The following is a 26030-nucleotide window of genomic DNA, read 5'->3' as shown; positions in this document are numbered from 1 at the left end:
GAAATTTTTGTTTTATCCAGATGACTCAAAAAGTCAACAACACTTGGTCAACTTTGAATCAGGTTTCCCTGAGCGTCAATCTCGGAATTGCGAATCCTAGTGGTGGAAATCCGCTTGCCGTCTTGGGCCAAGACCATTGGCACCACTATGGTCTGGACGGGTGGGAGTTCTCTTTGCGCTCGGAGCCTGTTTAGTACATCCCCCTGGTGTGCCGTTTCGTCGCTTACTACCAGCGCCTGGACGTTTCCTTCAATTACTGCAGGGCCAAAGTCGTTGTCAAGCTTGCTAATGGTGTATGATTTGCCTAGGAATTTTCTTTCTATTGTCTGCTTTAGTGTTTCCAGCCTTTGCAAATAATCATGGTTTAGCTTTTTGCCCTTTTTTTTGGCAAGCTCGTCACTTGTCAGACCAATTATGACATTGTCTGAAACAGAAAATGCCCCCTGCAATAATGCCAGATGTCCCTTGTGTATTATGTCAAATGTGCCACCCATCGCAACTAGGGAAAATTTTGCCATACTACCAGATACACAAAGATGAATTTATGGTGTTACCAGTATGACAGATATTGTCTTGCTTGGGGCTGCAAGCGCCACTGCGTCCAGATCCCAGACATATGTCTCAATGAAGAATCCGCCCTCGCTTTGTGGAGTCCAGCTTACTGTTGCTGTTTGCGGATCTGTCGAGTCAAACTTGCCTTCGGTAAATCCCAAGAACTCTACCTGTGGTTTTTCGCCAAACTGCCTCACTTGGACATAGTACACATAGTCTTGCTCGGGAGTATCAGACGAGGCAAATATTGAGAGCTGGCTTGAAATGTCTACGGTTTGGCCAATCTTGATTTTGGAAATTCTCTCTCCATCAGAACCCAACACCTCAACATCATTTATTGTGATTAGTCGAGTTGGCGATTCTAGCGATACTTCGTCCACATTTGTCATCTTGGATTGTAAACCATCAGATTCTGCAATCACTTTAAACGACGATGCTCTGTTGTCCATTACAGCATCAAATGATACTTTTCCTGTTTTCTTTGATGCGATTTCATCCAGAGTTACGGTTTGAATTCCCACAATTCTTGGAGGACTAAACGCATCATAGCCAATTAGATGTGCTCTGATGTTTTCTGCAGGATTTGCGCCGGTGTTTGTGATTTGCGCATCAAGGGTAATTGTTTCGCCAATGACTAGCGCGCCCGGTTTTACTTCTAAGAGTTGCTGTTTTTGTGTAGCGGAATTGAATCCCAGAATGTTTATTGTCACTTCGGCAATTTCCGGGTCTGGGGTTTCAGATTTTACGATAAATGGCGATTTGCCCTTTGCCGGAATCACCTCCAAGAGGCTGGTTCCAGTTACTGTTTCTAGCGGAGTTTCGCCAGCAGGGCCTGCTGCCTGGCCAGAAAAGAATCCGACCCAAACCCGGACATTATTCACTGGAAAGCTCTTTGTGTTCTCTACTTCACCGATTACAACAGTATATCCTTCATCGTCTTTGTAGATGAAGGGGGCTGTGTTTGTAAGCTTGACCCCAAGCGTGGATTGCGTATCAGTTACTTGGGCAAATACAGTAGTTATTGGAAAGAGCAGGAACAATAGAGCAAATACGAATATTTTCATTTCAATTTCCCTACACAGGAGACATTAATCACATGAGGAATTACACATTGTAAACAATGTGGACTAGAAGGTTTTACAAAAATTAAGAATAAAAGATAAGAAATGAGGTTATTTTCTATTTCGCATGCCGGTAATAACAAACCAGTAAACTAATCCTGGAGCTAAACCGACAATCATTGGTATCCATACAGCGATTGATTCGCTTGCAACTTGTGGAATCGCCATTAAGATAATCCACTTTGATTATCATATTTAAATCCATCTCTCAGACCCAGATTTGCAAAAAAGATCGATGTATGGACTGAAGGGGATTTGAACCCCTGACCTCTCGCGTGCAAGGCGAGCATTCTACCCCTGAACTATCAGCCCTTAAGGAATGGCTCCGTTGTGCAGATTTTAATTGTTGTCTTTGATTTAGGCAAGAATTTTTATTTGCAAAACAAATTGCGCACAACATGGTCGTAATGGAATCCCAAGTGGTACTCAAAAAGGGCGACTCTGCTCCAGACTTTGAGCTTTTGGGAGTAGACGACAAAAAGCATTCACTTGCTAGCTTCAAAGACTATGATGCGCTTCTTGTAATTTTCATGTGCAACCACTGTCCATATGTCAAGGCAAAGGTTGACGCAATAAACGAGGTCCAAAACAAGTTCAAAGGAAAGCTGGCAGTAGTCGGAATCAACAGCAACGATGCAGTTGCATATCCAGACGACAGCTTTGATAGCATGAAGGAATTTGCAAAACAGCGAGGAATCTCATTTTGGTATTTGGTAGATGAAACACAACAAGTGGCAAAAAAATACGGTGCAGTATGCACACCAGATCCGTTTTTGTTCAACAAAGAGCGCAAGCTAGTATTTCATGGGAAAATAGACAATGCAATGAAGCCAGAAGACAAGGCTACGGAAAAAACAATGATTGCAACTGTAGAAAAATTACTTGCAGGTCAACCAATTCCAAAAGATTTCGATCCTTCTATTGGTTGCTCCATAAAATGGAAGAACTGACCACACACTTTTAAGTCCGTTTTATTTGGATTTTTTTAGGGCCGGTAGCTCAGCTTGGCTGGAGCGTTCGACTGATAAAACAACCTTTCAGACATCGAAAGGTCGAGAGTTCGAATCTCTCTCGGCCCACCATTTTACAAACCAGAAATAGAGTCTATCCATTGTATGACTGATTCCAGTTTCTCGCTTGCAAATTCGGCCTTTACTCCTTGTTTTTGCGCTCTGGAATGAGCTACAACATGCAGATTTTTGCCAAACTTGGGCTTGATTGAATTTGCTGATTCTGAGAAAAATTTTGCACCTTCCTCTGTTGCAGAAAATATTGCGATTACCATTGCTCCTTGTTTTTGCTTCCAGATTTTTGTGATGAATTTCTGCAAATCAAGATCATACAGTACTCCAATAGAATCAGACACGTCGCCTACTTGCCAAATCTGCCACCCCTTTGATGCAAGTGCAGCAGATGCTGCTTGTGAATAAAGAACGCTTGATTGGTCTGTAGAAAGCAAGACTGTGTTTCTTTTTGTGTCTGGCTCTTCTTGTGAGTTTAGAATTTGAATAGAGTTTGCAATTACTCCGCGAAGCATTTTTGCCTCGGATGTGCCAATTTTGGCTTTGAGATACAAGTCCTCCACAGATGCAATTGCCGGCAAGATTACCTCGATTATCAGAGTCGCAATGTCTGCTCCAGAATGAAACGAATTTCGAATCAATTGATATGCTTGATGTTGCTGGTTTGAAACCAAATGTTCTAGGAATTTTTCTTTGACCCTATAGTAGTCTGCAGGAAACTGGAGTGTTTCTGTTCCAAAATCTACAAACCACAGATTTGCATTGCCAATGTTTTTTTGTCGGATTATTCCTTCTGCTGCAAAAACATTGAGGTATTTTGCCATTGTTGCACGGTTAACTTTGAGTCTTTCTGCAATCTCTACTCCAGATAATCCAGTCTTGGAATCTGATAAAACCTCGATTAGTTTTTCTTGCATTTCTTGTAATGAATAGCCTCTTGCCAAAGTCGCTTTTATTATCAGACCTAATTATTTATGCTATTGATGTGATATTCACATCTACAAATTTGACTTCTTTTATTGATTCAAAATCTACCACAATTACTTGACCACGCATGGGCTTGAAAGGGAAAACCCCTGCCGAAGCTAGCGGTGTAAAAATTGAAGGCCAGAATAAATGGATAACCTTAATTCAAAATGCAACTAAGGATTAATGTGAAGTTTTTCAAAAATGAACCAGTTGATATGCAATGTTGGAATTGCGATGAATTTTTTAATCATAAAAAAGTCAAATGGGAACCACGTAAAGTTGCAATGAAAGGAATGACACCACTAGGAAGTGCGTTGTTAACAGATATGATAAGAAAATTTGAACGAGAACGAGGTAATAAAGATGCAATAGCGTCACCAAATCGCATTTTTGGTGTTCATGAATATGAGTATAGAGGAAATTGTCCTAAATGTAATGAAGAGCAATGTCTGTTCTGGTTTGGACGAGATTCAATCAAGCGAAACAAAAAACCAATCGAGCCGAAAGATCCATTTTATTGCAGAGAGTGTGAGATTCCAATTAATAGAGAAAATCAGATTTGGTATAGCATAACAATACAAGAAAACCCTCATCATGATGCCATGACGGAACCACGAATAAAGGAACACCTAATAACAATTTGCCCTAACTGTATGACAAAGAACGGCTATCCATTTGAATATGATATAGAGTATGGTGTTATCAAATGAGTTATCACCGAAAGGTAACAGGGTCAATTTTTCACCGAAGAGGTAAAAGATCCCGCTTACAAAAAACGTTAAATAGTAGGGTACCTTAAAGTACGGTAATAGGTAAGTAAAATGCCAAAAGCAGGTTTCAAATCCATTACGGTCTCCGAAGAAGTGTATGACAAGTTCTTTGACGTATTTGAAAAGAACAAGTCCGAACTAGTAATGAAGGGAATTAACAGCTTTTCAGGTTATGTGACTTACATGTTAGAGCAGACAATGCAAAAGGACAAGACCTTTGCAAGATATGCACCAAAGATAGAAAAAGTTGCAGTGGACGATGACCGAGTTGTTCTAAAGGATAACATCAAAAACAGAATTGCCGAAGTTGCAATCCAAAAGGGCGAGCTGTTCTGCCAGCTTTGCGAGGAAAAAGACTGTGTACATATTGGCTATGTGTTTTCGCTACCAGACGTTTACGAAGTTTTGAATTCTCGCGGAATCAAGCATCCTAAATAGAAAAAGGTGCAGGAGGTGGGATTTGAACCCACGAACCCCTAAGAGACGGGATCACCCATTATTAGATCTTAAGTCCCGCGCGTCCAAAAGCAATTTTTGTTGCTTACTTTGGCCAGGCTCGGCGACTCCTGCAAAATAGCTAAATTCTGGCTGAAATTTAACAGTTGATGTTTTTGCAGATCATCTCAAGTAAGTATAATTAGGATTTGATTGAGCAAAAAATTATCGCTTCGATAGCTCAGCCTGGTAGAGCGTTACCTTGGTAAGGTAAAGGTCGCGGGTTCGGATCCCGTTCGAAGCTTATTCTAATAATTTTTGATGAGTAGTTCTTTTTGGCCTGTCCTTTTTGCAGAATCCGAGTTTATCGCCCTATTGGCGGCAACCTCGATTACCTTCCAGCCCTTTGAAAATAGGTCTTTTACTTCCTTGGAATTGGAATTGGAATGCAAAACCTTGCAGCCCTTGTCTGAGAGCTTTTCAGATACTTTGACTAGTTTTTCCAAGTCAGAATAGGTAAAGTCGCGGTTTGTATAGCTGGTAAAGTTTGCAGTGTCGCTAACTGGCTGGTATGGCGGATCAAAGTACACAAAATCGCCTTTTTTGGCATCAGATAGAACTGCGGTAAAGTCACGACAACTAATCTGAATCCTTTTTGATTGCAAGACGTGGCTGACGGCAACCAAATTTTCCTCATTTACGATATTTGGATTAGAGTATCTCCCGAGTGGGACATTGAATTTTCCCTTGCTGTTTACTCGATACAATCCGTTAAAGCAGGTCCTATTGAGGAATAGTAATCGCGAGACCTTGGCAATCTGGCCTGTCGGCTCGCTTTCCCTTATGCCATAATAGTAAGAGTCTGGATTTTTGTGATAGTTTTTTGCATGGTTTTCCAGTGCTGAAATCAGCTCGTCCACTTTGTCGCGAATTGTCACATATGCCAATACCAAGTCAGAGTTCAAATCAGAGACCTTGCATTTCACGGCGGGGTTTTTGCTCAACAGATGAAACAGTACTGCCCCCCCTCCCAAAAATGGCTCAAAGTACGTGCCAAATTCAGACGGAATGTGCCTGTCGATTGCCGAGATTAGCTGCCTTTTTCCTCCCGCCCACTTGACAAATGGCTTTGGTTCGACTGAGAGTATCTGGTGCTGGCTCAATAATACAAGATTCTAGCAAATCATATCCCGGTACAAGACAACAAAAGATCACAAGATGTGCAACATTTGTTAATCAGATTGTCGCAATCGCTTACTATTAGGCTCAAGAAGAATCCTAATGATGCCTAAATTAATCTCAATTTCAGTAATCACAAAAGATAATTTCATCTCCGATTAGAAACAGGGTCATTTTGCTTGGAAAAAATCAAGCCTTACGGCTAGTCATAGTAAAAAACAAGAGAAAAGAGAGTTGTAGGATTTTAGTCCCACTTGGACCAAGCTGCCATCCATCTGTACGTCCACGTATTCAGCTTACATCCCAGAGCGGCAAAGGTTACTGATAATACAGCGCCTGCGCCTGCACCGAGTGCAACTGGACTGTTATAGAACTTGCCCACTTGGGGTTCTATTGGAGTCATGTATGGAGGCAATGTTGGTCTTGGATATTTGAAAGCAGTCTCCAATGGATCAGCCACGGTAATTAGATTTACCATGTTGAACAATGGCAGTGACATTCCACACAACACACCACCGAATAGTATCAGTGAGTGCTTGTTCTTCTTTGTAGCCCAGTATGCTAAGTCAATCAGCATTGCTGATGGTAACCAAACTGGTGTAACAATGAAGTCATATGGGTAACCTAGAGCAAACCATGCGCCTTTTGCGATCCATGTATACACGGTCATAATCAGCGCGTAGTATGTTGCGGTTCCTGGAACTCCGGTAAATGTCAGATAGTAAGTTGCACCTACCACCAACATCAATGTCTGTGATATTGAGAACACGACATACGAAGTCCATGCCCAGTCAGTGTAGAAGATGTAGTCTCCTGCGTTGATTGTAAGCAGGGTTGAGTTGACTGCTACGACTACTATGAACAAGTAGTGCGTACATCGTCTAAGCCAGACCATTAACCGGTTAGGGCAGTGGTGAGTATATAAAATTTTAGACAATTATTGGCATTGTAAACGGCGCGATCAGGACCGCCTAAGGAGAGAATTGAAAAATGAAAATAAGAAAAAGTCGAGGAACTTTCCCTATGTTCCGACGAACAGAGAGATCAATATTGTTCCAACAGCGGTTGCGGCCAGTGTTGCGCCTACTATTCCGTTGCTCTTCTTCTTGGTACCTTCTTCCATTACTTTAACACAGAAGAGATAGCCAATTGCTTCGATGATTGTCAGGACTATGAATGCATAGTGACCACTTGGTGTTGGATAAGCCCATGGATAATAGAAATATCCAGCTGCTGTTCCGCCAAAGGTTGCTAGCCAAGCTGCAATGTACGAAATGGTGATTATGCCAGTCATGTTTTCTACACGTCTGCCAATCATCTTCTCTACATCGGCACTTGATGCTCCGCCGGAGCCGCCTGAACCAAATCCTTTTGGTAGAGTCATTTGAATTTGTAATCGATAGTTGGCTTTTAAGTCTTTCTTAAAATCTCAGGCTGGGTCGATCTTGGAAAATAAAGAGAAAAAGAGAGTTTTATGGGATTGCTCTGCTGTACAGTTTGCCTTCTAGGGCCATCTTGTACATTTCTGCAACATATGGGTTCTCACCTGGTGTTTCTGCACCTAGTTCGACTAGTCTAGCATATACTCTTACGACATATGCTAGAGCACCCATGAATGCTACTACTACACCCATGTTGAACATCCAGTGGTTTGGTACTGCGAAGATTTCCTCTACGAACCAGAAGTGCCACATTTCATTGACTCCGATTGTGAACATGGTTGCCAGGTAACCTAGAATGGTCATCTTTAGGCCTGTGTTCATGGAGTTGTTTGGACCTCTGAGTACTGGTACCTTTCTATCATAGATTGCAACTGAACCCCAACCTAGTGGTAGTGCCACAAAGTGAGAGTAAAGCCACCAGTGTGCTGGTGTGAATGCAGAGTCTCTGATAGAGGTTTGATGTAAGGAACCATCTACGAAGTTGTCTACTTCCACGGATGCTGCTGTGGATCCCATTGCAATAACGATGAGCCAGATCTTCTTTAGTCTCTGAATCTCAACTTCTTTTGGGATTAATGCCGGCATCTGTGCCATGATACCGATGGGTAATTTTCAATATATAAAACATGAGTTTATTTTTGGTCAATTTTATTGAAATTTTTATAAGATTTACTAATAACATGTACTGAAATTATATCATACATGCTTGAAATGAAAAGTTTTACAACTATAAAAAACATGTTTTCAATGTTCAACATTAATGTTTAGCTATTAGATCAGTACCACTGCGTGATCCTATTAACTTTCACTACTGATTAAAACGGTAAAACATATATCATTCTATGTGGGTCGATGATTAATTAACGGGATAACTATGGTCGACAAGAAAACAATCGTACTAGCACTCAGTGTAGTTTTGGCACTCGGTACACTTGGTCCAAACTTGGCTCAAATGGTACAGACTGCAGAAGCACACGGTGTTCAAGCACAACTACAGAGTCGTTTCGTAAAGATTGAAGATGAAACCTTCAACAGACAATCACTGCAAACAGGTGAAGAACTAGTCTTATCTGGCAAGTTCGTAAGTCTTGTTGAAAGAGACCTCAGAGGCTGGAACTCTATATTCTCAGAGTCCACCAACGCAGGTAACAGATGGGAGATTCTTGCAAGAACCCCACCAGGAAACGTCTTTCAAATCCCAGGTAACGCAGTACTTGATTATGAAATCAGGGCAAAGGCATTAGAGCCAGGCGTATACCACGTACACACTCAACTCAACGTTGCTCAAGTTGGACCAGGATTAGGCCCAGGACAAACAGTAGTAGTTACGGGTGATCCAATACTAAAACCAATTCCATACACCAACATCATGTATCAATCAATCATCATTGGCGTTGGCTATGTGATCACGTTCGCAACTCGCCCCTGGCAAGTAATCTAAACCAACAACCCTTCTCTTTTCATTTTATTATTGGTCACAGAGAAACGACTTTATCCTATAGGACCCAAGTCTGGGCTATGAATTGGCCTGGTTTGGGCAATCCTGCCAAAAGAAAGGGCACCATACGCTACCTGATAATTACGGCAGTGATTGCCATATCGGTAGGAACTGCCAGCATATTCATTCAACAGTGGCTAAATCTAGACAACCCGCTAAGGGTATGCGTCAACGATATTGAATCCAACTACAGGGTTTCGGCAACCCTAGAACTATATGTAGACAAGCAGAAAATAGAGATTCCCGCAAACATTGGAAACAATGAGAACTGCAGGCATTCATTGTATACTTTGACAAATGATGGCGTAATCCATGCAGAGTGGAAAGGAGAATACCCATTTGAGATAGGCCATTTCCTGTGGACATGGACTACATACCATGAGAACGGATTTCCAATGCGAGATATGGATGAATCCAAATCCAAAGTCTTCGTGGACGGCAAGGAATCAGGAGCATATATCCGAGAGCCACTGGTAGATGGGGCTCATTATAGAGCAGAATTCTTTACAAAGAACTATGACGAAGCCAGTGAGCGCGACTTTTTACCGCCGCAATAAAATCATCAAAGTCTAAAAAATAACTAGAATCTAAGATTAAAAGAAAACTAAAAAGAATGAAAAAAGAGGTTTTACCAGTACTTTCCGTTGTCTGGTATCAAACCGATACCTTCTCTTTCAAAGTGTCTGTCTAGTTCGTCAACCCATCTTTCACGGTTGTCTTTGTATGACCAGCCATGGACTCTTAGCCAATATGCAATAATTCCCAAGAGGAATACTGTGAACATCATTGTGCCGAAGATGTATACCATGACATCATAGAACAATGGGTCATAACCTGGTCCCAATTGTCCAAATACGGTAGACAGAATACTGAACACTGTACCGAATAATGGAGTCATTAAACTAATGACCGCCTCATGTGCGATATATACATTTCTCTGATACTCACAAGCAGATGTTGATCGCGTACCGCTAGGAGGGATTCAATAAAATGGAAAAATAGAAGTAGGTTTACCCTCTTCCTTGAGCTGCATATCTTCCGGTTCTTGCTCTGAAGAAAAATGCCGCGGCAATTCCTCCAAATACGGCCGCTGCAATTGCAGAGGCTCCCAAGACACCGTCAGCTGCTAGGTATGGAGTGCCAGAACCTGTTGCTGGGTTTTCGGCTGCAGAGGTAACACGTTCTCTTTGAAGTTTTAGGGCTTCTTCGAGTGTGTTTTTGCCTGTTGCGCCAGACTCGGTATCAACATTACCCATGTATTGGGCAAATGCTGGTGCTGTCATTCCCATCGATATTGCGGCTACAGCAAGAATTGCTGTTCCGAATAGTGCTTTATTCATAGTGTTTACCTGTGTGTTGGGGGCTATGGTTTCTATTTAACTTTTTTCTAATCGCCATTTCTGAGAATTGTTTTGTGGTAACGTTTATGTTAGTTCTAGGATCAAAGCCGGCATGGGACGTGTACACACTCACAGACATGGTCAATCACACTCTACAAGACCAATAAACCAACGATCACCGTCTTGGGTTACAACTAGCGCAAAAGAAGTAGAGGAATTAGTTGTCAAGTACGGCAAAGACGGCGTCCCAATGGCTCAAATCGGAATAAAGCTTCGAGACCAGCACGCAATTCCATTGACAAAGACAATTACAAAAAAATCAGTCAAAAAAATCCTCGAAGAAAACAATGTCAAGCAAGACATCCCAGAAGACCTCAACAATATAGTCAAAAAGGCGATCAACCTGCAAAGACACCTCAAAAACAACAACTCGGACAAAAGAAACGTCAGATCACTTGAGCTGGTAGAGGCAAAAGTTCATCGAATTGCCACATACTACAAAAAGATCGGCGCAATCCCACAAAACTGGAAATATAAGTCAGTCGTAGCCCAACTTGAATAATGGGCAACCTCGATCAGCATTTATCAAATTTTAGCGATATAATTTCCGACCGCATCAAAAGCAACAAAGACATTTGTGTTGTAACTCATATCGATTGTGATGGCCTAACATCTGGGGCCATTATGACAAAGGCACTGATTCGAGCAGGCGCCAAGGTAACTGTACGCACCACAAAAGAGATGAGCCAAGCAGTTATCAAAAACATGCAGTCAGACTCTCGCGATTTTCACATTGTAACCGACTTGGGAGGAGGATTTGCAAAGCAGATGGACGAAGCACTAGGCCAGAACTGGTTTATCCTAGACCACCATGAAATTCCGCAAGAAGAACACGACAATAATTGTGTGATAAACGCTTGGAAATACGGAATTAATGGTGGAACCGAGATCTGTGCTGGCGGCATGGCGTTTTTGGCTGCAAAGGCGCTGGACAAGAAGAACTCGGACCTTGCACCAATAGCAGTTGTTTCTGCCCTAGGCGACAGGCAAGATCAGGGAGAGAAAAAGTCGTTTCTTGGTAAAAATCTCGAGATGGTGGAAGAGGCAAAAAACATTGGCGGACTCCAAGTTGACATGGACTTGCTTTTGGTCGGCCGCGAGACAAGGCCATTAGTTGATGCTCTGGCGTTTACCTCGCAGCCGTTCATTGAGGGATTGACCTGGAATAGGGATGCAAGTCTTGCTCTTTTCAAATCATCAGGAATTGAGCTCAAGGACGGCGGAAGATGGAGAACTCCATCAGATCTTACAGAGGACGAAAAACGCACAATAATAGAATCCATTACCAAGTTTGCCAGCTCGCAAAACGCCAGCCAGATCATGGAGGAGTTAATTGGACATACATACACATTCCCAGCAGAAGAGCGACGAAGCTTTTTGCGCGATGCCAGAGAATTCTCTACAATGCTGAACTCTTGTGGAAGAATTGGTAGGTCTGGGGTCGGAATTGCAATATGTATGGGAGATAGAAACAGGATGCTCCAAGAAGGAGAAAACATCTTGCTTGAATACAGAAAACTCATCCGGGACTACATGAATATTTTGACAAATGAGCGATGGCGAATCAGCGATTCTGCAAAATGTGTGATGGTAAACGGCGAAGGAGTGATTCCAGAGACCATGACAGGAACAATATCATCACTGCTCGCCGGCTCGCCAAAAAACGCAGGCAAAATAATCATACTTCGAACAAACGGCGAGGAAAACACGATCAAGTTTTCATCACGAAAATCAATTGGCTGTAAAACCGAGGTTAACCTTTCTGCCCTGATGAAGTCAGGTGCAGAGAAATTCAATGGGATTGGAGGAGGACATGACGCGGCAGCGGGCGCAAAAATCACAAAAGACAAGCTTGATGGGTTTTTGGACTATCTAGAAGACAGTGTAAATGGAAACCACAGTCAAAATAACAATTGATAACATAACCAAGGAAAAAGCCGACGCAATCAGGGCTGCCTTGGAACCAGACAATGTCGATTTTCCAAGTGGGCTGTCATTTGAGATAGAAAATCTTGATAACGCACTTGTTTTTAATTTTCATAGTACGGGCAATATGAAAACACTTACTGCTACAATTGACGAGGTCTTGGCCCATGTCTCCATGGCACTAAGGGTGATGGGATGATGTTAGACCCAAAACTCGTCAAAGAAAAGCCTGAAATCATTCGCAAGATGCTCTCAGACAGACACGTCCAGTTTGACTTGGACTTGCTAATTTCGCTTGATAGCAAACGACGCGAACTAATCATAAAAACAGATGAGCTACGTAAGCAGAAGAACAAAGTTGCAATGGAAATTGCGTCAAAGAAAAAATCCGGCCAAGACGCAGACACATCAATTGCAGAAATGCAAAAGGTCTCACAAGAACTCCAGAAATTAGAAGCAGACCAGATCAAAACAGAGTCAGAATACAATAGACTTAACATGACAATGCCAAACTTGGTCCACGAGTCAGTTCCCATTGGTGCTGATGATTCTGCAAATGTTGTTGTGCGAAGCTGGGGTTCGATTCCAAAATTTGATTATAAAATCAAAGATCATATCGACATTTCGCAAAGTCTAGGACTAGTTGATCTGGAGCGTGCTGCAAAAACAGCAGGTGCCAGATTTTACTATCTGAAAAACAACATGGTAAGATTAAACCAAGCGCTGATTCATTTTGCGCTGGACTTTTTGGCAGAAAAGCAATATGGGTTGGTCCAGCCGCCATACATGATCAATCGCAGTTCCATGGAAGGCGCCATAATTGCAGACGATTTTGAAAATGTCATATACAAGGTTCAGGACGAAGACCTGTTTTTGATTGGCACATCAGAGCATTCCATTGCAGCAATGCATGCAGACGAAATCCTAGACGGAAAGGACTTGCCAATTAAATATGCCGGAGTCAGTCCATGTTTTAGAAAAGAAGCAGGCGCCCATGGACGAGATCAGAAGGGAATCTTTCGAGTACACCAGTTTGAGAAAGTAGAGCAGTACGTCTTTGCAAGACCCGAAGACTCGTGGAAGGAACATGAGAAAATGCTTACAATAGCAGAAGAGTTTTATCAAAAGCTCGAAATCCCATACCGAGTCATGTTGCTATCAAGTGGAGATTTGGGCAAGGTTTCTGCCAAGACATATGACATTGAGGCTTGGATGGCAGGCCAAAACTCGTACCGTGAAATAGTCTCTTGCTCTAACTGCCTTGACTTTCAGACAAGGAGACTAAAGATCAGGTTCCGCGACAAGACCAATGAGCAAACCCAGTATCTGCATTCGCTAAACAGCACACTTGTTGCCACCACGAGAACACTTGTTGCAATAATGGAAAACTTTCAGACGCAAGATGGCCACATTAGTGTACCAAAACCTCTGCAAAAGTATCTTGGTTCAGACATAATCTAGTACAATTATATTTTGGCTTCAGGGTCGCTTAATAATTGGCTCGTAGAAAGGGTGGAAAAGTAAAGGACAAGTGGCGTGAGAAAAAATGGGTCACAGTTATTGCTCCAGAGTCATTTAACAATGCACCACTTGCATACATACCAATCACTGATGAGCAAAAAGCAATCGGCCGTGTTATTGAAGTAACATTATTTGATATTCTAAAAGGCGATCCATCCCAATACCAATACAAGATTTACTTCCAGATTACCAAGGTCGAGGGAGACAAGGCATATTCCATCTTCAAGAGATATGAATATGCAAAAGAATTCCTAAGAAGCCTCATCCGACGTGGCTCTAGCAAGGTGAACTTTGTCATGAATGTAAAGACAAAAGACAACTATCTATTCAGACTCAAAGTAATTGCTCTAACACACAAAAAACTCAACACGTCACGCAAGCACGCATTGCGACTAATTGCAAGAGATGTGATGAATAAAACAATTCCAGAAATGACAATTGATCAGTTTGTGCAGGCAACATGCTATGGAAAGATAAACTCTGATATCATGGCAGCGGCCAAAAAAGTAATCAGAATGAGACATGTAGGTCTTGAAAAGGTAAAACTAATCAGAACCGCAGAAGCGCAAGTCACATTACTAGAAGCATAGTTTGGCGGAAAAAAAACTCGAAGTAGAGATCCAAGTCATCATACATGCAACTGAAGACTCGCAGAAAATCTTCGATTCATTCAAACAGATCTTCGGTGTAGATGAAGACGATTTTACTACACAGAAACTCCAAGGACATTATGACAATCCAATTGCTTTGGTAAATGGCAAAATAAAAAAGAAGAAAGCGGCAATCTTTGTCAAGAACCTAATTTCAAACATTACAAAAAAAGACATCAATGAGATTGTGGAAGACTTAGAGAGTCGTTGCGACGGCTCTGGGCTATACATGAGAATATCAAAGCAATCACTGGTTGAAGGTAAAATCGAGCCTGCCGCAGATGACCCAATCAAGCTCAAAATCTACACGCCAGTCTATTCTCAAAAAGACATTCTCAAGACTTATTCTGAAATACTCACAAGCACAATTTAATATCATTTAGAGTAGTATATGGTTGGGAATGAAGAGCTAACAAGCCGCTCCAGTCTGAGCAATACGCAAGCTGTGAAGACGCCGCGACGATCTGACCCAAAAAAATAATTCAAGATTGTTTTAAATAATCTTATTTCAGCTGTCACATATTGAAAACGGATTATGACTTGATTGTAGCTGGTGGAGGACTAGCTGGCATGATTGCCGCACACTCTGCTTCTCATTATTCTAATCAAAAATTATCAATTCTTGTAATAGACAGAAATGCCCCAATAATGCTCGGCAGCAAATCCATCAATGGCTGGGTTTGTGGCGACGCAGTATCAAAGGAAGCTGTTGACTATATGGGAAGCCGCATCAAGGTTTCTTGGGGTGCACCAGAAATCGAACACAGGGTAAAAGGAGTAATGGCGCTGTCGCCAGACAGAGAGACATCCATTCCATTTGACGGGGATGGATTTTTGTTAAACAGACAACAACTTCCCCAAACACAATACAAAGAAGCACAAAAGCGCGGAATCAACGTGGATTTTGAGATAAATCTGACAGGCCTGCTCTACGACGGAAACCAAATCATAGGAGTAGAAGGACTCAACAAAAAAACAAACCAGCCATACAAAAAGACAGCCAAGGTTGTAATTGATGCTACCGGAGTTACTTCGATGCTTCGAAACCAAATAAAAAATACCACAAGAATGGAGCGCAAAATAGACAGAACAGACCTAGAGTCCACCGGACGCCACATCATGTATTTTGATCAGGGTGAAGACGACCTATCAGAATTTGATCCTGATTATTGCCTAATTCACCTGGACCAAGACATTGCTCCTGGCGGGTATGGTTGGGTCTTTCCAAAAGGAAAGAACAAGGTAAACATCGGTCTTGGAGTAGAAAAGACACTCCTAGACAAAAGAAACAAGCGACTTGGAAAGCACGATGATGTGTCAGGCCTGATAAACCAGTATGTTGCAAGAAACAAAGCAATCAAAAATCCAAGACTCTCCACTGATCCATCAGACTCGCATAACGCAACAGGAAACTTTCAGGTGTCAGTTAGAAGACAAAATGATTGCATGGTTGCAAATGGGTTCATGCTTGTTGGAGATTCTGCATGGATGCCAAAGCCGCTGGACGCGGGTGGAATAGGTCCTGCATTGATTGCAGGAACCATAATTGGCAAAAACGTTGCACATGCAATAGAAGCTGGCGATGTAACAGAAAAGGGATTGTGGCAATACAATGTTGATTATGTTAGAGAATATGGTTACAAAACAGCAGGCCTTGAAGTGTTCCGAAGGTTATTGCAGATGCTCACAAATGATCAGATAAATTATGGAATGAAGCACTTTTTGGGCAACATGGATGTAGAGGCAATAAGCAAAGGTGAACATCCAGACTTTTCAATGGTTGGCAAAATGGGAATGCTAATTCGCGGTGCACTAAACAAAAAACTTGCAGACGGCCTCAGATACACAACACAGCAAAACAGATGGCTAACTGAGCACTATCGCAATTATCCAACAACCCCAGATGGATTTGAAGAATGGCACAAAAAACTGCTCAAGACAATGAACGAAGCCTACGAGCACCTAGCAAAATGGGAAAACTAGTGCCAGACAACAACTAATTATTTTAAATAAAGTACAGACACTCAGAGATTATGTTACAGACAACATCGACATATCTAGACTGGAATAACTCTCTAGATGTTTTGGGCAAGGCCTATGATGCGGGCTTGTTTGCACTAATAATAGGACCAAAGGGAACAGGCAAGACAACTTTGGTTCGCGAGTTCACAAACAGAAAGAATTCAAAACTAGAATCAATCAACTTTAGTCTTCGAACTCGTGAGAGTCACCTCATTGGGACAAAAACCCTCAACGAAGGAACAATAGGATTTGATGAAGGGATCCTGATAAAATCAATGAAGGAGGGAAGCATCCTGTATCTTGATGAGCTAAATGCTGCAGAAGCAGATGTTTTGCTTCGACTAGATGAGGCACTAGATGACAGAAGGCAGATTGTCCTCAAGGAATCGACAGGCGAGACCATAAACGCAAATCAAAAATGGTTTGTCATTGCAACAATAAATCCACTAACACATGTCGGAACTAAAGAGCTTCCACCACAATTACTAAGCAGATTCCCAGTTAGAATCAGACTTGACTATCCTCCAGAAGAAACTGAATTTCAAATCGTCAAAAAATATGCTTCTGGAAACCATGACGATGCACTAACACAAGGAATAAAGCTTGCAAACACACTAAGACAGGCAGCTGCAGTAGAAGAATTGTATTATTCTCCCAGCCTTAGAGAGACAATTGCCTTTGCAAAACTCTTAGATTCTGGCCTTGATGCAAAAAAAGCAGCTGACATTGTATTTGCAAATGTGTATTCCCAGTGGGGAAATGTTGAATATCAAAAGGTAAGCGATATCATTACATCCATGTTTGGTAGATAATGCAATCATTACAACTACGAAACGACACTTTGGTGGAAATTGCCACGTTTTTGGCAAGAAGATGGTCCGAAAAAGAAAAGATAACGGTTGAGTTTTCAGACAAAAAAGAGACGATCACCAAGCTAAAGGAAAACAAGATCAGTCTTGTTTCCCCTGAACGCTATACCGGAACAGACTTTGACAAGTACAGGCAATTCCGTGTAGCAATATGGTATGAAGCAATGCGAGTAAGATTTTGCAAAAAGATCCTATCTAATGACCACGCATTTGGCTTTATTCTAAACACTCTGGAAACTAGGCGCATTGAGCTGCTTGGAAGAAAAACCTGGCGGGGAATGGATGAAGAGCTCATCTTTTACTATACATACTTGTGGCTGTACAGACCTCAGCTTGGAAACATTTTGGGAAAATCAAGAATAGTGGAGGCATTTTTCCAAAAATTCTTGCTTGGCGACATCAAAGGCGAACTCCAGCCAAGCTTCGCAGATAGAGTCGCGCTTGCCACAATAAAAGCAAAGGAAATCATTTCAGAGGCAATAGAAAAAAAATACGACACTGAATGGCTAGAAAAAAAGATTCCGGAAATCCTAAGCATTCTAAACATCGATGCGCTAACGACCGTCCCACTGGCCGTTCCATGGAAAGGACCCGGCCTGATGATCACGCCCCAAGACTTTGAAAAGGCATTGCAAAAAATAATTCAAAACAAGGAAAACGATTTTGGTAAAATTGACAAAGACAACATAATATCTGGAAAATCCGTTGCTGAAGAATTCAAGGTAATTAAAGAAGAAAATAAGAAAAATGAAAACAAGGGCCTTGGCAGCGAATCTATTGGAATTCAGATCCCCGGATCTACAAACGTAGATGAAACCCGAATCTATGACCAAGATCTAATTAGCAATCTTAAAACCAAATTCAAAGAATGGAAGACTAGCTGGAAAGAGCAACAGGTCTTTGCGGGCGATGAATTTGATGCAGAGTCCTATGTAGAGGGATACAAGCCATTTGTAGTTGATGTCAAAAAATCAATCAAATCCAAAATAATGGTTCTACTTGATCATTCGTCTAGCATAACAGAGCAACAAACAGAATACAAAAAGGCAACACTTGCACTATGTGAGGTATTATCATTTTTGAAGATAAAATTCTCAGTCTTTGCCTTTAACACTACCCAGAAACAGGTTGTATGCTGGATGGTCAAGCCAGAAGACATCAAGTGGAACAATGCTTGCGCCAAAAGACTGGCTCAAATTGAGGCAAACGGTGGAACCCCCCTGGCAGACGTATATCAAAAGATGTTTCCCACGCTAAAATCCAAAAAACCAGACATATTTCTGACGCTATCAGATGGTGAACCATCGGATCCTGACGCAGTAAGAGCCATGGTAAAATCGCTAAAAACACTTGGGATTAGGATGGTTGCAATAGGTGTTGGCCACGACACATTTAGTGCCACTACAATTGCAAACAATCTCAAGTATTTGGGATATGAAAAAACACTTGCAGTATCAAGACTAAAAGACATACCAAATAGGGTCCTGGCTGTACTACAGACTAGCTAGAATTATTGTTGTGATTTTGGCATGGTTATGGTAAATGTAGTAGGATCATTTCTGACTGTAATAGAACCGGAATGTTCTTCTTCAATTATTTTCTTGCAGGTGGGTAATCCCAATCCAGTTCCTTCCTTTTTGGTGGTAAATAACGGCTCAAAGATTTTTGGCAAAACATCAGATGGAATTCCAGGACCGGAATCACTTATCTGAATTACTGCATTGTTGTCTTGCTCTGAGATTTGAATTGTTATTGTACCTCCTTTTTCCAATGCCTGAATGGAATTTACAATTATGTTTGTAAATACTCGTTGTAGTTTTGTTGCATCACAGGATACCATAACATCGTTTGTAGGCAGATTAATTGAGACATTGTCTGGCTTGTTTGCATATACTACTGATTCATTTAGAATCTTCAGGATGCTATTGCTTTCAAATGTAGATGGTGTTTCTCGTATAAAATTTAGAATATCGTTTATGTGATTTGTGATTCCATTGACTGCCTGCTCCATTCTGCCAAGTGAGTTAAGCAGTGTAGAGTCTTCTTCCTTTGAATAGCGCAGCTTTAGCAAGTCGACTTGAGCTTTGATCACAGTTAATGGATTTTTTATGTCATGAACCATTTTGGAGGACATTTCTCCAACCACGGTAAACTTGTTTGATCTTTTATCCAGATGAGTCTGAAGGATGTTTTGTTTTTCTCGGAGTTGCTTTTTTGCCAGGTCCAGAGTTTCTGAGCGTTTTCTAATTAGTTCTTGAATTTTTTGCAGTTCCTTTTTTTCCTCCTCTATTATGCTGTTAATTGTATTGTATCGATCTTCGGCGTAAGGTTTTGAAGTTCCAGAACCGCCAGAACCAGATGTTGCTTTTTCAAACTCGGTTGCATTAGAAGACCCTCCAATCTGTTCAATTTCTGCTTCTGTTCCTTGCCCTGGAGCCTTTGAGAAGAATATCATTCTGCCATTGTTTGCAGGGTTTTCCGACGGATCTTTTTTGTTGATAAATCTGGCCAATATTGATGAGGCTCGTATTGATTTAATATCGAATAATGTGTTCAAAACAGATGAGCTCCCCTTCCAGATCAGTTGTAAAATCATAGCAAAAATTCTAAATTTGGCTCCAATTTAGACGGAATTAAATGAACATAGAGATAACCCCTGAAGAATTGACTCAGGTTTTACAAAACAAATCCAATGCCCTGATCCTAGATATTCGCGCAAAAGAAAATTACATGAATGGCCACATTTCCGGCGCGGCAAACGCAGTATGCAATTCAATGCAGCAAAAACAAGTCATAATGTCAAAGATTCCACCAAACATGAAAATCATATTAATCGACGATGACGGTACTGAGGCAAAACAAAATGCCACCATGATGGCTCGCTTTGGCTTTGATGCCCATTATCTAAAAGATGGGATCAAGTCATGGAGTGGCGAGCTTGTAAAGAGCACGCAAGACACTACAATTAGTGGAGACAATCTATGGGAATCCATAAAACAAGACAGTAATGTGTTTTTGCTAGATGTAAGAGAACCGCAAGAGTTTGCCGAATTTAAAATTCCTGGAGCAGTAAATATTCCACTATCGCAATTATTCACGCCAGACTCACAAGCACAACTGCCAAAAGACAAAAAAATTGTCACTATTTGCTCGCATGGGAATCGTTCCATGGTTGCAACATTTGCACTGGCACAAAATGGATTGGAATCAACATCTCTTGTTGGCGGCATGTCTTTGTGGAACCAAGTGCTTGGTGCGACTACCCTAAGGGAAAACAACGTCACCATTATCCAAGTAGAAAAAATCGGCAAAGGTTGTTTATCTCACATTATTGGCTCAGATGAAGAGGCAGTTGTAATTGATCCCACATATCCAGCAAAAAGATACATTGAATTTGCACAAAAGGAAGGACTCAAAATCACCAAGGTAATTGACACACACCAGCATGCAGATCATGTTTCCGCCGCAAAAGATTTGGCACAGATGACTGGCGCAAAACTATACCTCAGCAAGCTAGAAGAATACAAAATTGAAAGCGAGAAAATCGAAGACGGAAGCACAATCCAATTTGGCGCAAAGCAGCTCAGAGCAATACATACGCCGGGACACACGCCTGGTGGAATGTCATTTATCCTAGATGACAAGTATGTGTTTTCTGGCGACATTTTATTTGTGGAAGGAATTGGAAGGCCGGATCTGAGAGATCAAGCAGAAGAATTTGCAGCAAAACTCTACGACACATTACACAACAAGATACTAAAATTCGGAGACGACACCAAGATATTTCCAACCCATCATGGGGAAGGAGTAAATCCAACCAAAGACGGAATATTCTACACCACAGTACAAAACGCCAAAAGGTTGCCATTGCTAGACTTGGGCCAAGCCGAGTTTGTATCCAAAGTAGTAAGCATTACAACTCCTAGGCCAATGAACTATTCCATGATAATCAAGATTAACAAGGGCGTCATCCCAATAGCACCAGAACAAATTCCAGACTTGGAGATGGGTCCAAACAGATGCAGCATCAGAATGTAATTGAGCACCTTCAAGTGTCTTTCTATATCACAGCCATTTGCCGAGCTTATCATCAAGGGTAAAAAAACAATCGAGCTTCGACACTGGAATACAAATTATCGCGGAGAATTTCTGGTTCATTCTCCATCCAAAATTAAACTAGACGATTGTAAAAGGCTTGGAATCGATCACCGCTCCCTAGTCACAGGAGCAATAATTGGCAAGGCTACCATTTTTGATACAAAAAAGTACCAGACCAAAAAGGAATTTGCGTCTGACAAAAAACATCATTTTGCCCCAGACGATTATTTTACAGAAAAAACATTCGGTTTTTTCCTAAAAAGCACCAAAGAATTCAAGATTCCGATTCCTGCAAAGGGACAACTTGGGTTTTTTGATATAGAGCTGCAGAGCTCAGTTGCCAAGGAAAATGACATTACATCAGAAATCTTTGATGAGGAATACCGCACTCAGTGGATTAATCACCACTAGCTAAATCCAGCACCAAACTTGTCGCCATCCTGTAGCGGATCGACATCCTTGGCGTTCTTTAGTGTCAGGTACAAAAACGTCTCGTTGACTAACTGTACAGAATCATCGCCATTCAAATGGAATTCTTTTTGTGCAAAATCATAGTATTTTTGCAGCTTTTTCTGATCTTGTTCGTGAATTGAGATGTTGTCTTTGGCTAAAAGTTCGGCTATCTCCATAATTTGGAAATTTCGTGCCTCATCATCCATGATACAGTACTGTTTGAAGTGGTTTTTAAGGAATTGTGAGATTATTTCTGACCTTGTTGCAACTTGTCCCAGTCTGCCAAAAATGCTTTGAGTCCGTTATCAGTCAACGGGTGCTTGAGCATTTTGCCCAGAACGTCTGGAGGCAACGTTACTACGTCTGCTCCGATCTTTGCTGCCTCCACTACGTGCATTGGATGCCTTACGCTGGCAACAAGAATTTGTGTTTTGAAATTGTAATTTGAGAAAATTTGTTTTATTTCTGCAATGAGTGCCATTCCGTCTTGGCCTACATCATCCAGTCTTCCAATAAAGGGGCTGACATATTTTGCGCCTGCCTTTGCAGCCAAAATCGCTTGGTTTGGTGAAAACACCAGCGTGACATTGACAGGTATGCCCTCTGCTGTGAAGCTTTTGCAGGCCCTGAGGCCGTCTGCAGTCATTGGAACTTTGATGACAACGTTTTCACCATACTTTTTGAGTTTGTGGCCTTCATCCATCATTCCTGCATAATCGGTTGCAACAACCTCAAGACTCACATCACCTTTGATTATTTTGGTAATCTCTTCCATTGCTTTTTGCGGATCGCCGCCTTCTTTTGCCAACAAGGATGGATTAGTAGTAATGCCATCAAGCAACCCCATGTCATTGTATTGTTTTATTGATTGTAGGTTGGCAGTGTCAAGAAAGATTTTCATTTTTTCTTACCCAATGTGTCTTTGACTGCTTTTGCTATATTAATTGATGTTATGCCGTGCTTTTCCAAAAGCAGTGGAATTTCCGCATCACGCGCAGACTCGCCAAACTTGTCATTGACGCCGATTCGTTTGATTGGTACTGGATACAACTCAGATACGATTTCAGATACTGCCGAGCCAAATCCTCCCATGATGTTGTGCTCTTCGCACGTCACAATACAGCCAGTTTCCCTAGCAGACTTTTCCAGTAATTCAGAATCAATTGGCTTTATTGAAAACATGTCAATTACTTTGCAAGAAATTCCTTCTTGCTTTAGAGATTCTGCTGCATCCAGTGCCATCTTTACTGTAAGGCCGCACGCAGCCAAAGTACAATCAGAGCCTTCCCTCATTACAATTCCCTTTCCTACCTCAAATTCCTGCGAATCTTGGTGTACAACTGGAGATGCAGATCTGGTCAGTCGCATATAGTGCGGGCCATACCTTTGTGAAATTATCCAGGTAAGCTTTGATACGGCTATTGTGTCTGCCGGCACAAGTACTGTCATGTTTGGCATAGAGCGCATTATCGCATAGTCTTCTATTTGTTGGTGAGAGCCACCGTCTGCCCCGACAGAGATTCCGCCGTGTGATACCACCAGCTTTACGTTTAGGCCTTTTTTGTCTCCAGGAGAAGGATACGCTATTGCGTTTCGGATTTGGTCGACACATCTGCCTGGCAGAAAGATCGCATATGTGCTTGCAAATGGAATTTTTCCGGAAAGTGCAAGACCTGCAGAGACTGAAACAAGATTTGCCTCTGCTATTCCAACATTAAAGAACCTGTTTGGGAATTTTTTGCCAAAGTCTGCTGTCTTTAGGGAATCGGTAGTGTCTGCGCCCAAAACCACGACATCTTGGTTTTGCTCTCCAATCTCCACTAGGGCTTTGCCATATGCTGTGCGCATATCAGTCATGTCGCCAATCATGTATAGCCAAGCTCCTTTGCTATGGTGTTAAGCTGGTTCTTTTTCTCTCCAATCACATGCAGGTCTATCCATTTTGCGACTAGTTCCTTGCCTCCAAGCTCAAACGCTTTTTGGATGAGCATCTTGCGCCTTGCATAGGCAATTTTGTTTCTAAACTCTCGAATTACTCCACGGACATCCTGCTGTCCAATTATTGCGCTTCCCCCAACAAATGCACGCGCGCCATCTGCAAAACATGCCCCAATGTTATCCAGCGTGACGCCGCCGTCGGCTTCGATGTATCCATCAAAGTTGTGATGGCTTAGAATTTGGTTTAATCGTCGCATTTTTTCATGTGTTGCCTCGATGTATTTTTGGCCAGACTTTCCAGGAACCACAGACATCACTATGATTTGGTCCAGCTTTGGGATGAACGGTAGTGCCCATTCCGGCGCTTCTGTGTCCGGGTTTATTGCAAGGCCTACGCCTACTTGATTTGCCTTTAGTGTGTCATGTATTTGGCCAAAGCTTGACGCATCGCAAACTTCGGCATGAACAGTTATGATATCAGAGCCGGCATCGATATAGTCTTTGACGTATTTGACTGGCTCGTTTATCATCAGATGAGTGTCAAAAGGTATGACAGTTAGCGGTCGCAGTTCCCTGATTTTGTTGTGATCAAATGTCTTGTTTGGAACAAACAGCCCATCCATCACATCTAGGTGAATGTAATCAGCCCTTCCATTCACACAACGCTTTACCTCGTTTTCAAGATTGGTCATATCGCCAGCTATGATAGATGGTGCAATCATGGACTGGGAGTCAATTTCCATGTCAATGATTGGGACAAATTCCTTTTTTGGAGCCTGGCCGTGCCACTTGGGGTTGTCTTCCATGTGCTCCACTCCTTTTCCTTTTATGGTTCTTGCAATGATTATTGATGGTGCGCCCTTGGTTTGAGTCGCCTTGTTGATTGCATGGTCTAGTTGTTCTATTCTGTGGCCGTCGATTTCCAGCACATTCCAACCAAACGATCGCCACTTGTCGCCAGTCTTCCATCTGCTTGCATCCTTCCACATTTCAGATAGGTCATCGCCCACAAGTTCCTCATCTAGCGGCATGATTTTTTCCGTGTACGAGTCTTGTTGTATGAAATTTCTATCTAATATTGCAGTTAGATTGTCGACTTTGTATTTTGCTCCAGCCATAGCTGCCTCCCAGACTTGGCCTTCGTCTGTTTCTCCATCACCCATTACAGTAAAGATTCTTGTTGGTTTTCCGTCAATTCTTGCCGCAAGCGCTGCGCCAATTGAAAATGACAGTCCAATTCCTAGTGAGCCACCGCAAAACTCTACTCCTGGGCACTTGAGATCAGGATGGCCTTGCAGTCTGCTTCCAAATTTTCGCAGCGTGTCTAATTCTGATATATCAAAATAGCCGGCAAGCGCCATGTTTGAGAACAATCCAGGTGAGGCATGGCCCTTGGACAGGACAAGCTTGTCTCGGTCTTGCCAAGATGGGTTTTTTGGATCATATCTTAGATATTTGAAAAATATGCAGCCCATGATTTCTGCCATGGAAAAAGAGCCTCCGGGATGGCCAGAACCGGCAGTCGATGTGGCGCGAATTACAAGTTTGCGTGCTCTTCTAACATTTTTTTTTATTGTATAGTAATTGAGGCCCATTTCAATCAAGCATAACTGGCAAAGTCATGTTTTGAGGCTGCTTCCAGATTAAATAAAAAGCTATTTTCTGCTCAATGCTTTAATCTCGATCTAGCGTTATGGTATTGTGGATCTGAGCAAAATAACTCCACTTGTAATTTACGACAACCAGTGTTATCTTTGCACCAAATTCGCAAAGGCAGTCAACTTTTTTGCAAGAGGAAAACTCTTGCTTGTAGGCCACTATACCGAACTTGGAGAAAGATTACGCAAAGAAATCCTTGACTCTAGTGCTCTGGAGATGTTTTGGTTTGTAGATGGAAAAACTGCGTATGGGGGACGGGCTGCACTGATTCCTCTGATTTGTAGCATAATACGATTCAGGGGAATTGGCAATCAAAAGTTTGAAGACAACAACGCATGTAACATGGAGTGTAAAAATGCCAAGGCCGTCTTTGTGCGCTCTGCTAGCCTCATCACAAACAGCAAAAAAATACCAATCAACTCCGTATGAAAGTCATATAATTTCACCAAAAGATCTATTCTGTTCACCCAGCGTTTTCCATATAGTACTTCAAGGCCAGAACAATT

31 protein-coding genes and 4 tRNA genes are annotated in these 26030 nt (G+C 41.9%); 19 read left to right on the top strand and 16 right to left on the bottom strand.

What is annotated here, in order from left to right:
- Positions 1-47: 47 nt before the first annotated feature.
- The 3 genes from NAQ_RS09710 to NAQ_RS09700 all read right to left on the bottom strand — a co-directional run bounded on the left by NAQ_RS09710 (position 48) and on the right by NAQ_RS09700 (position 1985).
- Positions 48-518 carry a phosphopantetheine adenylyltransferase gene (locus NAQ_RS09710; protein WP_100183323.1) on the bottom strand — a complete coding sequence of 157 codons (471 nt, stop codon included), beginning with the start codon at positions 516-518 and terminating at the stop codon, positions 48-50.
- A 24-nt stretch (positions 519-542) separates the two neighbouring features.
- A complete protein-coding gene (locus NAQ_RS09705; protein ID WP_162858748.1) occupies positions 543-1616 on the bottom strand; it encodes a hypothetical protein in 1074 nt (357 codons plus the stop codon).
- Between the two features lie 297 nt (positions 1617-1913).
- Positions 1914-1985: transfer RNA gene (locus NAQ_RS09700), tRNA-Ala, on the bottom strand.
- Positions 1986-2071: 86 nt separating this feature from the next.
- Here NAQ_RS09700 and NAQ_RS09695 point away from each other — a divergent pair.
- Positions 2072-2623 carry a thioredoxin family protein gene (locus tag NAQ_RS09695; protein ID WP_100183321.1) on the top strand — a complete coding sequence of 184 codons (552 nt, stop codon included), beginning with the start codon at positions 2072-2074 and terminating at the stop codon, positions 2621-2623.
- 38 nt (positions 2624-2661) lie between these two features.
- A tRNA-Ile gene (locus tag NAQ_RS09690) sits at positions 2662-2755 on the top strand.
- Positions 2756-2757: 2 nt separating this feature from the next.
- Here NAQ_RS09690 and NAQ_RS09685 read toward each other — a convergent pair.
- Positions 2758-3639 (bottom strand): helix-turn-helix domain-containing protein, encoded by an 882-nt coding sequence (locus tag NAQ_RS09685; protein WP_100183320.1) that lies wholly within the window; start codon positions 3637-3639, stop codon positions 2758-2760.
- Positions 3640-3849: 210 nt separating this feature from the next.
- On the opposite strand from NAQ_RS09685, the gene NAQ_RS09680 reads away from it, so the two are divergent.
- Positions 3850-4374: a hypothetical protein gene (locus tag NAQ_RS09680; RefSeq protein ID WP_100183319.1), complete on the top strand. Its 525-nt coding sequence runs from the start codon at positions 3850-3852 to the stop codon at positions 4372-4374.
- Between the two features lie 111 nt (positions 4375-4485).
- The gene (locus tag NAQ_RS09675) at positions 4486-4872 is read left to right on the top strand and encodes a hypothetical protein (protein WP_100183318.1); all 387 of its coding nucleotides are present in this window, start codon (positions 4486-4488) and stop codon (positions 4870-4872) included.
- Between the two features lie 7 nt (positions 4873-4879).
- Here the strand turns inward: NAQ_RS09675 and NAQ_RS09670 are convergent.
- Positions 4880-5004 (bottom strand) — tRNA-Leu (locus NAQ_RS09670).
- A 95-nt stretch (positions 5005-5099) separates the two neighbouring features.
- Here NAQ_RS09670 and NAQ_RS09665 point away from each other — a divergent pair.
- Positions 5100-5173 (top strand) — tRNA-Thr (locus tag NAQ_RS09665).
- Positions 5174-5177: 4 nt separating this feature from the next.
- Here the strand turns inward: NAQ_RS09665 and NAQ_RS09660 are convergent.
- From NAQ_RS09660 to NAQ_RS09645, 4 genes are all read right to left on the bottom strand, one after another.
- Positions 5178-6032 (bottom strand): DNA adenine methylase, encoded by an 855-nt coding sequence (locus NAQ_RS09660; RefSeq protein WP_245871618.1) that lies wholly within the window; start codon positions 6030-6032, stop codon positions 5178-5180.
- 260 nt (positions 6033-6292) lie between these two features.
- Positions 6293-6943 (bottom strand): ammonia monooxygenase family protein, encoded by a 651-nt coding sequence (locus NAQ_RS09655; RefSeq protein WP_100183317.1) that lies wholly within the window; start codon positions 6941-6943, stop codon positions 6293-6295.
- Positions 6944-7069: 126 nt separating this feature from the next.
- Positions 7070-7432 (bottom strand): hypothetical protein, encoded by a 363-nt coding sequence (locus NAQ_RS09650; RefSeq protein ID WP_100183316.1) that lies wholly within the window; start codon positions 7430-7432, stop codon positions 7070-7072.
- Positions 7433-7520: 88 nt separating this feature from the next.
- Positions 7521-8084 (bottom strand): methane monooxygenase/ammonia monooxygenase subunit C, encoded by a 564-nt coding sequence (locus NAQ_RS09645; RefSeq protein WP_048189064.1) that lies wholly within the window; start codon positions 8082-8084, stop codon positions 7521-7523.
- A gap of 280 nt (positions 8085-8364) precedes the next feature.
- Here NAQ_RS09645 and NAQ_RS09640 point away from each other — a divergent pair, with 280 nt between their 5' ends.
- Both NAQ_RS09640 and NAQ_RS09635 read left to right on the top strand, forming a co-directional pair.
- Positions 8365-8931: a methane monooxygenase/ammonia monooxygenase subunit B gene (locus tag NAQ_RS09640; protein ID WP_100183315.1), complete on the top strand. Its 567-nt coding sequence runs from the start codon at positions 8365-8367 to the stop codon at positions 8929-8931.
- A 77-nt stretch (positions 8932-9008) separates the two neighbouring features.
- Positions 9009-9545, top strand: a complete 537-nt coding sequence (locus tag NAQ_RS09635) for a hypothetical protein (RefSeq protein WP_100183314.1) — start codon at positions 9009-9011, stop codon at positions 9543-9545.
- 71 nt (positions 9546-9616) lie between these two features.
- On the opposite strand, the gene NAQ_RS09630 is transcribed toward NAQ_RS09635, so the two are convergent.
- On the bottom strand, positions 9617-9886 hold the full coding sequence (locus NAQ_RS09630) for a hypothetical protein (RefSeq protein ID WP_100183313.1): 270 nt from the start codon (positions 9884-9886) through the stop codon (positions 9617-9619).
- Positions 9887-9998: 112 nt separating this feature from the next.
- Positions 9999-10328, bottom strand: a complete 330-nt coding sequence (locus tag NAQ_RS09625) for a hypothetical protein (protein WP_100183312.1) — start codon at positions 10326-10328, stop codon at positions 9999-10001.
- A gap of 112 nt (positions 10329-10440) precedes the next feature.
- On the opposite strand from NAQ_RS09625, the gene NAQ_RS09620 reads away from it, so the two are divergent.
- From NAQ_RS09620 to NAQ_RS09580, 9 genes are all read left to right on the top strand, one after another.
- On the top strand, positions 10441-10890 hold the full coding sequence (locus tag NAQ_RS09620; RefSeq protein WP_100183311.1) for a 30S ribosomal protein S15: 450 nt from the start codon (positions 10441-10443) through the stop codon (positions 10888-10890).
- Positions 10890-12305, top strand: coding sequence for a RecJ family nuclease (recJ, locus tag NAQ_RS09615; protein WP_420887484.1), 1416 nt, complete (start codon positions 10890-10892; stop codon positions 12303-12305). The genes NAQ_RS09620 and recJ overlap by 1 nt, the downstream gene beginning before the upstream one ends.
- Positions 12277-12513 (top strand): KEOPS complex subunit Pcc1, encoded by a 237-nt coding sequence (locus NAQ_RS09610; RefSeq protein ID WP_100183309.1) that lies wholly within the window; start codon positions 12277-12279, stop codon positions 12511-12513. The genes recJ and NAQ_RS09610 overlap by 29 nt, the downstream gene beginning before the upstream one ends.
- Positions 12513-13775, top strand: a complete 1263-nt coding sequence (gene serS / locus NAQ_RS09605; RefSeq protein WP_100183558.1) for a serine--tRNA ligase — start codon at positions 12513-12515, stop codon at positions 13773-13775. Before NAQ_RS09610 ends, serS begins: the two co-directional genes overlap by 1 nt.
- 35 nt (positions 13776-13810) lie before the next feature.
- Positions 13811-14425 (top strand): 30S ribosomal protein S3ae, encoded by a 615-nt coding sequence (locus tag NAQ_RS09600; protein WP_100183308.1) that lies wholly within the window; start codon positions 13811-13813, stop codon positions 14423-14425.
- A 1-nt stretch (position 14426) separates the two neighbouring features.
- Positions 14427-14858: an RNA-binding domain-containing protein gene (locus tag NAQ_RS09595; protein ID WP_100183307.1), complete on the top strand. Its 432-nt coding sequence runs from the start codon at positions 14427-14429 to the stop codon at positions 14856-14858.
- A 149-nt stretch (positions 14859-15007) separates the two neighbouring features.
- Positions 15008-16468, top strand: coding sequence for an NAD(P)/FAD-dependent oxidoreductase (locus NAQ_RS09590; RefSeq protein ID WP_338140699.1), 1461 nt, complete (start codon positions 15008-15010; stop codon positions 16466-16468).
- Between the two features lie 50 nt (positions 16469-16518).
- On the top strand, positions 16519-17319 hold the full coding sequence (locus NAQ_RS09585; RefSeq protein WP_100183306.1) for an AAA family ATPase: 801 nt from the start codon (positions 16519-16521) through the stop codon (positions 17317-17319).
- Positions 17319-18884, top strand: a complete 1566-nt coding sequence (locus tag NAQ_RS09580; RefSeq protein ID WP_100183305.1) for a vWA domain-containing protein — start codon at positions 17319-17321, stop codon at positions 18882-18884. Before NAQ_RS09585 ends, NAQ_RS09580 begins: the two co-directional genes overlap by 1 nt.
- A gap of 2 nt (positions 18885-18886) precedes the next feature.
- Here the strand turns inward: NAQ_RS09580 and NAQ_RS09575 are convergent, their stop codons facing one another.
- Positions 18887-19972, bottom strand: coding sequence for a sensor histidine kinase (locus NAQ_RS09575; protein WP_100183304.1), 1086 nt, complete (start codon positions 19970-19972; stop codon positions 18887-18889).
- 41 nt (positions 19973-20013) lie between these two features.
- Between NAQ_RS09575 and NAQ_RS09570 the strand changes: the two genes are divergently transcribed.
- The gene (locus NAQ_RS09570; RefSeq protein ID WP_100183303.1) at positions 20014-21414 is read left to right on the top strand and encodes an MBL fold metallo-hydrolase; all 1401 of its coding nucleotides are present in this window, start codon (positions 20014-20016) and stop codon (positions 21412-21414) included.
- Positions 21415-21885, top strand: a complete 471-nt coding sequence (locus NAQ_RS09565) for an ASCH domain-containing protein (protein ID WP_245871614.1) — start codon at positions 21415-21417, stop codon at positions 21883-21885.
- Here the strand turns inward: NAQ_RS09565 and NAQ_RS09560 are convergent.
- Genes NAQ_RS09560 through NAQ_RS09545 form a run of 4 tightly spaced genes read right to left on the bottom strand, consistent with a single transcriptional unit; the run spans position 21882 to position 25460 of the window.
- Positions 21882-22133 carry a hypothetical protein gene (locus tag NAQ_RS09560; RefSeq protein ID WP_100183302.1) on the bottom strand — a complete coding sequence of 84 codons (252 nt, stop codon included), beginning with the start codon at positions 22131-22133 and terminating at the stop codon, positions 21882-21884. The two genes, NAQ_RS09565 and NAQ_RS09560, sit on opposite strands and share 4 nt — an antisense overlap.
- Before the next feature lie 41 nt (positions 22134-22174).
- Positions 22175-22828, bottom strand: coding sequence for a fructose-6-phosphate aldolase (fsa, locus tag NAQ_RS09555; RefSeq protein WP_100183301.1), 654 nt, complete (start codon positions 22826-22828; stop codon positions 22175-22177).
- Positions 22825-23796, bottom strand: a complete 972-nt coding sequence (locus NAQ_RS09550) for a transketolase family protein (protein ID WP_245871612.1) — start codon at positions 23794-23796, stop codon at positions 22825-22827. Before NAQ_RS09550 ends, fsa begins: the two co-directional genes overlap by 4 nt.
- Positions 23793-25460: a ribulose-phosphate 3-epimerase gene (locus tag NAQ_RS09545; RefSeq protein ID WP_100183554.1), complete on the bottom strand. Its 1668-nt coding sequence runs from the start codon at positions 25458-25460 to the stop codon at positions 23793-23795. The genes NAQ_RS09550 and NAQ_RS09545 overlap by 4 nt, the downstream gene beginning before the upstream one ends.
- A gap of 106 nt (positions 25461-25566) precedes the next feature.
- Between NAQ_RS09545 and NAQ_RS09540 the strand changes: the two genes are divergently transcribed.
- Positions 25567-25953 (top strand): hypothetical protein, encoded by a 387-nt coding sequence (locus NAQ_RS09540; protein WP_100183300.1) that lies wholly within the window; start codon positions 25567-25569, stop codon positions 25951-25953.
- Positions 25954-26030: the final 77 nt, after the last annotated feature.

Origin of the sequence: Candidatus Nitrosotenuis aquarius (assembly GCF_002787055.1) — an archaeon.
Lineage (GTDB): Archaea > Thermoproteota > Nitrososphaeria > Nitrososphaerales > Nitrosopumilaceae > Nitrosotenuis > Nitrosotenuis aquarius.
The sequence above is the reverse complement of the archived record's forward strand: the minus strand, read 5'-3'. Positions and strand labels throughout refer to the sequence as shown.